Consider the following 9,197-nt stretch of genomic DNA (forward strand, 5'->3'; position numbering starts at 1 on the left):
GCCCACCACCGCACCACCCGCGTCCGCACCCCGGAGAGGACCCGATGAGCCACGCCACCCTTGTCCCGAGCACCGTGCCCACCCGCGTGGACGACCTGACGTTCAGCATCCACACCACGCCGTTCGACGAGGACTACACGCCCGCCGCCAGCACGCGCGCCACCACGAACTTCGCCAACCTCGCCCGCGGCGCGGACCGGCGGGAGAACCTGCGCGCCGCCCTGGCCATGATCGACGGGCGCCTCAACGACCTCGCCCCCTGGGACAACCCGGAGCGGGACCGCTACACGGCGCGGATCGAGATCGTCTCGATCGACGTGCACTTCACCGCCGACGACGGCGCGGACGTCGACTTCCCGCTCATGGAGATGCTCGACGTGCGGGTGGTCGAGCGCGCGACGGGCGCCGTGCTCGGCCGCAGTGTGGGGAACAACTTCTCCTCCTACGTCCGCGACCACGACTTCTCCGTGGTGCTGCCCGCGCACGCGGCGACGTCGCCGGGGACCGAGGAGCCCGACGGCTTCGGCGACCTGCACGGGCGGCTGTTCCGGCACCTGCTCGACTCGCAGGCGTACCGGGAGCGGTTCCCGCAGCCGCCCGTGATCTGCATCAGCGTGTCCACGAGCCGCACCTACCGGCGGCTGACGAACGAGCACCCGGTGCTCGGGGTCGAGTACCGCCAGGACGAACCCTCCCGCACGGACCGCTACTTCGGCCGGATGGGCCTGGGGATCCGGTGCTTCCTGCCGCGCGGGGCCGTGGCGCCGCTGGCGTTCTATTCGCGGGGCGACCTGCTCAACGACCACGCGAACCTCTCCCTGGCCGGGCTGATCGCCACCATGGAGACCTTCCAGCGGATCTACCGGCCGGAGATCTACAACGCGAACGCCGGGGCCGGCGAGCTCTACCGGCCGCGCCTGGACCACGGCGACTTCTCGCAGACCCGGATCGCCTACGACCGCGAGGAGCGGGCCCGCCTCGGCCGGAAGCAGGGGGAGTACACGCAGGAGCACTTCGTGGGCCCGCACCGCGACCTGCTGAAGCGCTGGGCCGCCGCCCACGCCGCACGAGACACCGAGGAGACCCGATGACCACCCTGATCCCCACCACCCTCGTCGGCAGCCTGCCGAAGCCCGGCTGGCTCGCCGAGGAGGAGACGCTCTGGTCGCCCTGGAAGCTCGAGGGGGAGCGGCTGCGCGAGGGCAAGCTCGACGCGCTCGCCCTCGCCGTGGCCGACCAGGAGCGCGCGGGCATCGACATCGTCTGCGACGGCGAGCAGACCCGCCAGCACTTCGTCACCACGTTCATCGAGCACCTCGGCGGCGTGGACTTCGACCGGCGTGAGACGGTGCGGATCCGCGACCGGTACGACGCGAGCGTGCCGACCGTCGTCGGGGAGGTGGGCCGGCCGGCGCCGGTGTTCGTGGACGACGCGAAGGCCCTGCGCGCGCGGACGGACCGGCCCATCAAGTGGACCCTGCCCGGGCCGATGACCATGATCGACACCCTCGCCGACCGCCACTACGGCAGCCGCGAGAAGCTCGCGTGGGAGTTCGCGCGCATCCTCAACGAGGAGGCGCGGGAGCTGGCGGCGGTGGGCGTCGACGTCGTGCAGTTCGACGAGCCCGCGTTCAACGTGTTCTTCGACGACGTCCGCGACTGGGGCGTGGCGACGCTCGAGCGTGCGGCCGAGGGCCTGACGTGTGAGACGGCCGTGCACATCTGTTACGGCTACGGGATCAAGGCGAACAACGACTGGAAGGCCACGCTCGGGGAGGAGTGGCGCCAGTATGAGACGTCGTTCCCGCTGCTGCGCGAGTCCACGATCGACACGATCGCCCTGGAGCGGCACCACTCCCGGGTGCCGGCAGAGCTCATCGGCCTGCTGCGCGGCAAGAAGGTGATGGTCGGCGCGATCGACGTGGCGAGCGACGAGATCGAGACGCCCGAGGAGGTGGCCGCGACCCTCCGGGAGACCCTCGAGTTCGTGGACGCGGACAAGCTGATCGCGAGCACCAACTGCGGCATGGCGCCGCTGGCTCGCTCCGTGGCCCGGGACAAGACGGCGGCGCTCGTGGCCGGCGCGCGGATTCTCCGGGAGGAGCTGGGCGGGGAGTGAGGGGGCCGGTGTCGACTCATCCCCACACGCCGGAACCGGCGATGAGCCGGACCGCGAGCACCGCCATGACCACCGCGATCACCAGGTCCACCACGCGCCACGCCTTCGGGTCGGCGAGTACCCGGGCCAGCAGGCGCGCGCCGTAGCCGAGCGCGGTGAACCACAGGATCGAGGCGGCGACGGCGCCGGCGGCGAAGACCCACCGCGCGTCGGGACCGTGCTGGTTGGCGAGGCTGCCCAGCAGCACCACGGTGTCCAGGTAGACGTGCGGGTTGAGCCAGGTCAGCGCGAGTGTGGTGGCGATGACCGAACCCGCGGTGCGCGGCGCCTGCTCGGCCACGAGCCCCTGCGGGCGCAGCGCGGCACGCAGGGAGGAGACCGCGAACCAGAGCAGGTACAGGGCGCCGCCCCAGCGCAGCACCTCGAGCAGCCACGGCACGGCCTGCACGAGCGCGCCCACCCCGGCGGTGCCGGCCAGGATCAGCACGGCGTCCGAGGCCATGCACACCAGCACGACGGCGCCCACATGCTCCCGGCGCACGCCCTGGCGGAGCACGAAGGCGTTCTGCGCGCCGATGGCGACGATGAGCGCGAGTCCGGTGAGCAGGCCGGTGCCGGCGAGGGTCCACATGGGTGAGGACGCTAGAGCCCGGCCGGGCCTGAGCCAAACGAAGAGAACTGCAGACGCCTAAGCTCTGCTTCATGAACCTGGATCAGCTGCAGGCGCTGCGTGCGATCGCGGACGAGGGCTCGTTCGAGGCGGCCGCGTACGAGCTCGGCGTCAGCGCCTCCGCGGTCAGCCAGCGCATCCGCGCCCTGGAGCGGGAGGTGGGGCAGGTGCTGCTCCGGCGCGGCACACCCTGCGAACCGACCGAGGCCGGCGTCGGCCTGGTGCGCGTGGCTCGGCACATGCGGGTGCTCGAACAGGAGGCGTGGGCCGGGCTGGGCCGCACGGCGGCCGGGCGCAGCGTCACCTCCCTGGCCGTGCCCGCCGACGTGCTGGGCACGTGGTTCGGGCCCGTCCTGGCGGAGGCTGCCGACTGGGACGACACGGTCCTCGACCTGCACGTCGAGGACCAGGACCACAGCGCCCGGCTGCTGCGCCGCGGCGAGGTGCTGGCCGCCGTCACCACGGAGCCGCAGCCGGTGCAGGGGTGCGCGGCGGAGCCGCTGGGGAGCATGCGCTACGTCCCGCTCGCCACGCCCGCCCTGCTCGCGCGGCACGCGGCGGGCGACGTCGTCGACCTCGGCGCGATGCCCATGATGCGCTACAACGCGAAGGACGACCTGCAGCGCCTCGCGCTGAGCGGCGCCGGGCTGGACGTCGCCCCGCCCACGCACCTGGCGCCGTCGTTCGACGGGTTCCACCGGTCCGTCCGGGCCGGCCTGGGGTGGGGGATGCTCGTGGACGCCCAGGCCGTCGAGGACGTGCGCGCCGGCCGGCTGGTCCGCGTGCCCGGGCTCGACGACGTCCTCGTGCCCCTGTACTGGCAGGCGGCCACCCTGCCCGTGACGCGCCTGGTGCGGCTCACGCGGGCGGTGCGGGAGGCGGCCCAGCGGGCGCTCGAACGGGGGTGAGGCGGCAACGAGGTCGCGGACCGTCAGCGACGTCGCAGGGGTGCCGGCGCCTCCATGGACGCCTCGACCAGCACGGGCCGGAAGCCCAGCGCCTCGTTGACGTCGAGCATGTGCCGGTTCTCCTCGGCGTTCCACGTGATGATCGCGCGGGCCTCGGGCAGCGCGTCGCGCACAGCGATGAGGTTCGCCGCCTTCACGCGCATGCCGAGGCGGTGGCCGCGGTGCTCGGGCAGCACGATGGTGTCCCATTGGTCGATCAGCCCGTCCGGGCGCGAGCGGGGCGCCACCAGCTCGCTCAGGGCGACGATCCGGCCGGTGGCACGGTGCCGCGCCACCGCGCGGAAGAGCCGGCCGGTCGTGAGGATCTGCTCGTCCATGCGACGCACGCGGGCCGCATCCCAGACCTGCTCCACCACGGTGCGTTCCCCGGCGGGCACGTCCGTGGCCATGCGAGCCTTGAGGACGGCGAGGTCGTCCTGCAGGGCCGCGTCGGCCGCACCTTCCCAGGCGTGGAGCTCGTAGCCCGACGAGACGCGTTCGGCCTCGGCCAGGGCGACGGCGGGGTCGATCCCCGGATCGGCGAAGTCGTACCGGCTCACCCGCTCGACCTGGACGAGCGCGAAGCCGTAGGACTGGGCGAGACGCACGCCCGGATGCCCGGCGGGCACCGCGCCGGCGCCGTTGGGCGGGGTGAGCGCCCGTTGCCCGGCCACCGGCCGCGGCGTCAGCGGCCAGGTCTCGAAACGGGTGAGGCCGGCGGTGTCCTGGACGAGCCGCTCGGCCAGTGCGCGGCCGTGGCCGCGTCCGCGGTGCCGCGGGTGGACGTAGACGTTGAGGGAGGCCGCGTCAGGGTCGTCGACGTGGTTGATCAGGACGCGGGCGTAGCCGACCGCCTCGCCGTCGACGTACGCCAGGTAGCGGCGCTGCGTGTAGTCGGTCTCGGCGGCGGCCTGGATGAGCGCGTCCGTGGGGGTCTCGTCCCACTCGGTCGTGCCGATCAGCTCGTGGTTGTACTCGTCTCCGAGGAGGCAGTAGGCCCGCCAGTGGGGGTCGTCCGACGAGGCGGGCAGGGGGAATTCGATGATGTCAGGCATGCGGTGACTGCTTTCTGCAGAAAGGGGTGGGCGCAGAGGCACCCGTCGAGCCGTGCTCGAGACGGGCGCGCGGGGAGGGCCGGTGGTGGGTCGTCGGACCCACGGGGTCACTGCTGCTGCATCATGGGGTGAACTGTGTCACGACGCGGACCGGTGGGCAAGGGCCTTCGCCGTCGAGATCCAGGCAGATTTCACCTGACGCGCGGTGGACTCTTCGCGTATCGGGCGGGATCCGGTCGGTGTGGCACTGGGTGTCCAGGTGCGCGCCCCCGCGGTCCCCAGGGATCCCCCGAAACATACGGGCGGCTGCCGCTCTAGCGGGTTGTTTGTGGCGAGCCGTGTGGCGGGTGGGCAGGGCCGGAGGTGGCGCACACGCGGCGTGAGACAAATTGTCACCTATCCATGCACCAGTCCCCTTCTCCCGGAACCGCCACGCCCAGGTGACGTCGCTGCCGCCGACGACGCACGTCGCCGCGTCCACGCGGCCCGAGGGGATCAGGGGCAGCTGGTCGGCGAGGACGTCCTTCGCCATGGCCCCGGACGCGGCCAGGTTCACGACGCGCACCGGCCGGCCGGTCTGGGCGCTCACCCGGGCGGCCGCCTGGGCCACGTAGGTGCGCCCCATGGTCTCCGCCCCGATGCCGACGGCGGCGGAGTCACCGAGCACCGCCCACGTGAGCGCGTGGGGATCCTCGCGCGCGGCGAGTGCGCCAGTGGGTGCGGCAGGCGGCGTCGCGGACGGCGTGGCTGGCGCGTCGGGGAAGCGGCGGCGGAGGTCCGGGATGTCCAGGGGGGGTGAGCCTAGGACCACAGGCCGGGAGGTGCGGGGGAGCCCGCGGAGCCCGCCAGGTCCGCGTGCATGCGGGTGTTCGGCACGACGACGCCGCGTACCGTGTTCCCCGGGTCCTCCCCGTCCACGGTGAACCCGAGGGCCTCGAGCACGGGCCGCGCCGAGCGGCTGGCGCGGACGTCCACGCGGGGCAGGCCCCGGCGTCGGGCCTCCGCGAGGACGGCGCCGACCAGCAGGCGGGAGGCGCCGCGCCCGCCGGCCTCCGGGTGGACGAAGAGCATGTCCAGGACGCCGTCCGCGGTGAGGTCCGCGAACCCGAGCACCCGTCCGGCCCCGTCCACGGCGACCACGGTCCAGGCGGCGCCGCGGCGGGCGGCCCACGCGTCGGCGTCGACGTCCGCGGGGCACCAGGCGCGGATCTGCTCCGGCGTGTAGTGCGCGGCCGCGGTGCCCGTGACAGCGGCGCGGAACACGTCCAGGGTGGCGGCGGCGTCGTCGGGGGCGTAGGGGCGCAGGGTGAGCGAGGGGCGGAGCGGGCGCATCAGCGCGACCGGGATCGGCCCGCCGTAGACGTGCGGGAACAGCTCCGACTGCGGGTCGGCGGGATTCCCCGGCTCGCGGCGCACCTCGAGTCCGGCCGCGGCCAGCGCGTCCTCGTCCAGGGCGACCAGGAACGCGTCCGGGCGGTCCGCGTAGAACGCCGCGGCCACCGCGCCGGCCTGCCGCTCATCCTCCGAGGCGTGCAGGAATCCGACCTCGGCGATGCCCGCCCCGCGCGTCGACGCCGGGTAGACGCCGGCGGCGCGGGCCGCGGCCCAGTCCTCGGGAAGGGTGAGGTGGAGGATCATGCGTCCGACCTGTGGAATCGGGGCGGAAGGGGTTGTTCCGCCCTTTTTCGATCAGCCCTTCTTGGAGGCGTTGTAGGCCTCGAGGACGTCGGCGGAGATGCGGCCGCGGTCGGCCACCTTGTAGCCGTTCTCCTCGGCCCAGGAGCGCACGGCGCCGGCGTCGTAGGAGGCGCCGGAACGGGAGGAGGAGGACTTGGAGGACTTGCGGGCCGGGGCGGAGGACTTGCCCAGCGGGCGAGCCACGGCGGTGTACTTCGAGAGGCGCTCGGCGACCTCCTCCAGGACGTCCTCGAGCTCACGGCGGTGCTCTTCGTTGAGGTCGATCGCGTACTCCTTGCCGTTCACCGAGAAGTACGTGGTCTCGGCGGGGGTGGAGTTGTCGAAGTCGTCGGCGATGGTGGTGATGGTGGCCATGAGAGAAGTCCTTTCAGAGCGGTTCACCGGCGGATTCACCGGTGTGATTTCACAATGACGACTATACAGGCGTGAATTCGTTGCCGAGAAACCGCGGCGGATGTTTCATAGTGTCCGTTTCCCGACCGAAAGCGCGTGAAGCGCCGTGTGTTTCCTGGACGAAAGCGGGAGTGTCGGGGTCATGTCCCGGGCAGGCGCAGCTCCGCCGCATAGGCCAGGTGGTCGGACGCGCCGACCCGCAGAGTGGTGCAGGAGAGCACCTCCACATCGCCCGTCACCAGGACGTGGTCGATGGGCGACCGCAGCCGGCCGGGCGCGTCCGAGGGCCAGGTGCCTCCGACGTCGTCCGGGCAGCGGAGGGCCGTGTCCGCCAGGTGCACGCGGTCCGCGAGCGGACCGTGGCGCAGGGTCGCGTTGAGGTCCCCGGCCACGACCATCGGCCCCTGCGCAGCGGCATGGTCCACCGCGCTCAGGCGGTCCAGGTCGCCGCGCCAGTCGTCCATCAAGCGCGGCAGCGGCGGCCCCGTGTGGACGCCGACGACGACCGGGCCGTCCGCCCCGTCCGCAGGCTCCAGGCGTATGGCGCCGAACGTCGTCGGCGTGGGTGCGGTCTGGTGGTAGGCGCCCAGGCGGGGATGCATCGCGATCGTGGTTGGGGCGACACCGGCGGGACGGCCGCGGCTGAACCCGGAATCGGCGCCCTCATGGACCCCGCCTGCGAGGCCGGTCCCGGCCAGGGCCTCGCGCACCCGCGACGGAGCCGCCTCGGGAAGCACCAGCACGTCGGGGTCGGTCTCGTCGATGAGGCGCCGCGCGTCGGCCGCAGTGAGGGTGTCCAGGCTGTTGAACACCGTCACCCGCACGTGCCGCCCGGTGTTCCCCGTGGCGGTGGCGGGCCCGGCCGCCCAGGGCGGCGCATCGGGCCAGGCCAGCAGTCCCACGCCCAGGCCCAGGAGCATCGCCGCGACGCCGCCGACCGCCGTCCTCCGCCGGGTGCCCGCCCCTCGGTGGAGCGCCAGCACGCCGAGGCCGAGCAGGGTGAGACCGGCCCCCGCCGGCTCCGCGAACGCGAGGGCCTGAGCGAGGAACAGTCGGGTGGTCAGCCGCTGCCCGAGCTCGCTGTGCGGTGTGAACACCGCCACCGCGAGCACCGCGAGTGCCAGGAGGAGGGCGGCGGTCAGGATCCTGGCGAGGATGCGGAGCACCGGTGAGCGGGCGGACGTCGGGCGCCGCGCCTCCGTCACGGCACGACCCGGCGCAGCGGCCCGTGGGCCTGCATCTCCGCCTCCACGAGGATCGGCTGGAAGCCCAGGGCCTCGTTGACGTCGAGCATCGGCCGGTTCTCCTCGGCGTTCCAGGTGATGATCGCGCGGGCCTCGGTCAGGGCCCGGCGCAGGGCGACCAGGTTCGCCGCCTTCACCCGCATGCCCAGCCGGTGCCCGCGATGCTCGGGCAGGACGATGGTGTCCCACTGGTCGACCAGACCGCTCGTGCGGGAGCGCGGCGCCACCAGCTCGTTCACGCCGACGATCCGCCCGGTGTCGCGGTGGCGCACCGCGGCCCGGAAGAACCGACCGGTGAGGAGGATCTGCTCCTCCTGGCGCCGCACCCGCTCTGCATCCCAGGTCTGCTCGGCCACGGTCAGGTCGCCGGAGGGCACGTCCGTGGACATGCGCTCCTTGAGGACGGCGAGGTCAGCCCGCACGGCCTCGTCGGCCGGACCCTCCCACGTCAGCACCTCATAGTCCGCGCCAGGGCGCTCCGCCTCGGCGAGGGCGTCCGCGGGGTCGACGGCGGGGGTCAGGACGTCATACCGGCTCACCCGTTCGACCTGCCCGAGGGCGAAGCCGTAGGAGAGGGCGAGCCGCACTCCGGGGTGATCGGCCGGGACGGCGCCGGCCCCGCTCGACGGGCGCAGCACCCGCTCGCCTTCGGCGGGGAGCGGCGTCATGGGCCACGTCTCGAACCGGGTGAAGCCGTCGGCCTCCCGGGCGATGCGCTCGGCCAGGGCCCGGCCGTGGCCGCGGCGCCGGTGGTCGGGGTGGATGAACACGCTGAGGGACGCGGCGTCCGGCTCGTCCACGTGGTTCACCAGGATGCGGCCGTTGCCGACGGGCGTGCCGTCGTCGTCGAGGGCGAGGAAGCGGCGCAGCGTGTAGTCCGACTCGGCGGCGGCGTCGAGGAGGGCGTCGTCGGGGGACTCATCCCACTCGGTGGTGCCGAGGAGTTCGTGGTTGTGGTCGCGGTTGAGGCGGCAGTAGGCCTGCCAGTGCGCCTCGTCGGCGGTGGCGGGCAGGGGGAATTCGAGGATGTCCGGCATGGGGGTGCCTCTCATCAGCGGGGTCGGCTGTCTC

Annotated in this window: 9 protein-coding genes; 3 read left to right on the forward strand and 6 right to left on the reverse strand. The window is 73.3% G+C overall.

What is annotated here, in order from left to right; translation table 11 throughout:
• The first annotated feature begins 44 nt into the window (after positions 1-44).
• Both MHY29_RS09565 and MHY29_RS09570 read left to right on the forward strand, forming a co-directional pair.
• Entirely contained in the window at positions 45-1,091 is a 1,047-nt protein-coding gene (locus MHY29_RS09565) for a putative oxygenase MesX (RefSeq protein ID WP_239240630.1), read from the forward strand.
• A complete protein-coding gene (locus tag MHY29_RS09570) occupies positions 1,088-2,119 on the forward strand; it encodes a methionine synthase (RefSeq protein ID WP_002857396.1) in 1,032 nt (343 codons plus the stop codon). The genes MHY29_RS09565 and MHY29_RS09570 overlap by 4 nt, the downstream gene beginning before the upstream one ends.
• Before the next feature lie 16 nt (positions 2,120-2,135).
• Here the strand turns inward: MHY29_RS09570 and lysE are convergent, their stop codons facing one another.
• On the reverse strand, positions 2,136-2,750 hold the full coding sequence (lysE, locus tag MHY29_RS09575) for an L-lysine exporter (RefSeq protein WP_224356198.1): 615 nt from the start codon (positions 2,748-2,750) through the stop codon (positions 2,136-2,138).
• 71 nt (positions 2,751-2,821) lie between these two features.
• Between lysE and MHY29_RS09580 the strand changes: the two genes are divergently transcribed.
• On the forward strand, positions 2,822-3,697 hold the full coding sequence (locus MHY29_RS09580; RefSeq protein ID WP_239240634.1) for an ArgP/LysG family DNA-binding transcriptional regulator: 876 nt from the start codon (positions 2,822-2,824) through the stop codon (positions 3,695-3,697).
• Between the two features lie 23 nt (positions 3,698-3,720).
• On the opposite strand, the gene MHY29_RS09585 is transcribed toward MHY29_RS09580, so the two are convergent.
• The 5 genes from MHY29_RS09585 to MHY29_RS09605 form a co-directional block, all read right to left on the reverse strand.
• The gene (locus tag MHY29_RS09585) at positions 3,721-4,791 is read right to left on the reverse strand and encodes a GNAT family N-acetyltransferase (RefSeq protein ID WP_239240637.1); all 1,071 of its coding nucleotides are present in this window, start codon (positions 4,789-4,791) and stop codon (positions 3,721-3,723) included.
• 801 nt (positions 4,792-5,592) lie between these two features.
• Positions 5,593-6,429: a GNAT family N-acetyltransferase gene (locus tag MHY29_RS09590; RefSeq protein ID WP_239240640.1), complete on the reverse strand. Its 837-nt coding sequence runs from the start codon at positions 6,427-6,429 to the stop codon at positions 5,593-5,595.
• A 51-nt stretch (positions 6,430-6,480) separates the two neighbouring features.
• Positions 6,481-6,843, reverse strand: coding sequence for an Lsr2 family protein (locus MHY29_RS09595; RefSeq protein WP_239240643.1), 363 nt, complete (start codon positions 6,841-6,843; stop codon positions 6,481-6,483).
• Positions 6,844-7,022: 179 nt separating this feature from the next.
• Positions 7,023-8,087: an endonuclease/exonuclease/phosphatase family protein gene (locus MHY29_RS09600; protein WP_224356203.1), complete on the reverse strand. Its 1,065-nt coding sequence runs from the start codon at positions 8,085-8,087 to the stop codon at positions 7,023-7,025.
• The coding region (locus MHY29_RS09605; RefSeq protein ID WP_370643504.1) for a GNAT family N-acetyltransferase at positions 8,084-9,197 on the reverse strand (1,114 nt) is incomplete at its 5' end. The genes MHY29_RS09600 and MHY29_RS09605, both read right to left, overlap by 4 nt.

Origin of the sequence: Micrococcus sp. ACRRV (assembly GCF_022346985.1) — a bacterium.
GTDB classification, from domain to species: domain Bacteria; phylum Actinomycetota; class Actinomycetes; order Actinomycetales; family Micrococcaceae; genus Micrococcus; species Micrococcus porci.

Excerpts from the sequence above, each read along its gene's own strand:
- MHY29_RS09585 (WP_239240637.1), bottom strand. The coding sequence starts at position 4,791 with ATGCCTGACATCATCGAATTCCCCCTGCCCGCCTCGTCGGACGACCCC.
- MHY29_RS09590 (WP_239240640.1), bottom strand. The coding sequence starts at position 6,429 with ATGATCCTCCACCTCACCCTTCCCGAGGACTGGGCCGCGGCCCGCGCC.
- lysE (WP_224356198.1), bottom strand. The coding sequence starts at position 2,750 with ATGTGGACCCTCGCCGGCACCGGCCTGCTCACCGGACTCGCGCTCATC.
- MHY29_RS09595 (WP_239240643.1), bottom strand. The coding sequence starts at position 6,843 with ATGGCCACCATCACCACCATCGCCGACGACTTCGACAACTCCACCCCC.
- MHY29_RS09570 (WP_002857396.1), top strand. The coding sequence starts at position 1,088 with ATGACCACCCTGATCCCCACCACCCTCGTCGGCAGCCTGCCGAAGCCC.
- MHY29_RS09580 (WP_239240634.1), top strand. The coding sequence starts at position 2,822 with ATGAACCTGGATCAGCTGCAGGCGCTGCGTGCGATCGCGGACGAGGGC.
- MHY29_RS09565 (WP_239240630.1), top strand. The coding sequence starts at position 45 with ATGAGCCACGCCACCCTTGTCCCGAGCACCGTGCCCACCCGCGTGGAC.